The 861-nt window shown below is 67.2% G+C and carries 1 protein-coding gene; it reads left to right on the forward strand.

The features are described 5' to 3' along the window. The coding region (locus KME80_RS49785; RefSeq protein WP_219520107.1) for an IS30 family transposase at positions 1-827 on the forward strand (827 nt) is incomplete at its 5' end. Positions 828-861: the final 34 nt, after the last annotated feature.

Raw genomic sequence — 861 nt, forward strand, 5'->3', positions numbered from 1 at the left:
CCCAGGCACGCGCCGACGCCCGGCGCCCACGACCGAAAATGGGGAAGATAGGAGCCAACCCGGAGCTGCGCCAGGCCGTCCAATCCTGGCTGGAGCTGGAATGGAGCCCCGAGCAGATCGCGCACACCCTGCGCCTCCGGTTTCCCGACCGGCCGGAGATGCGGGTGTCGCACGAGACGATCTATCAGGCGCTCTACGTTCAAGGGCGCGGGGAACTGCGCCGCGAACTCACCCGGGCGCTGCGCACCGGCCGCACCGTCCGCAAACCGCATCGCCATCCCGACCAGCGCCAGCCTCGGTTCGTCGCGCCGATGGTGATGATCAGCGACCGTCCCGCCGAGGCCGAGGATCGAGCCGTACCCGGCCATTGGGAAGGCGACCTGATCATCGGTAAGGACCAGAAGTCCCAGATTGGGACGCTGGTCGAGCGCAGTACCCGCTACGTGCTGCTTGTCCACCTGCCGCACGACCGCACCGCCGAGACCGTCCGAGACGCCCTGGCCGCCACGATGGCCACCCTGCCAGCCGAACTGAAGCGGTCGCTGACCTGGGACCAAGGCAGCGAGATGAGCCTGCACCACCAATTCTCCATCGCCGCCGACCTGCCGGTCTACTTCTGCGACCCGCACTCGCCCTGGCAGCGCGGCAGCAACGAGAACACCAACGGCCTGCTCCGCCAATACTTCCCCAAGGGAACAGACCTGTCCGCCCACACCAGCGACCATCTCGCCGCCGTCGCTGCCCGGTTGAACGGCCGGCCACGCAAAACGCTCGGCTGGGAAACCCCAGCCGAGCGTCTCACCAAGCTTCTGGCGCTAGCCAGTTGATCAATCCGTGTTGCGATGACCCCTTGACTTCACC

The sequence above is a fragment of the Nonomuraea ceibae genome, assembly GCF_019396325.1.
Lineage (GTDB): Bacteria > Actinomycetota > Actinomycetes > Streptosporangiales > Streptosporangiaceae > Nonomuraea > Nonomuraea ceibae.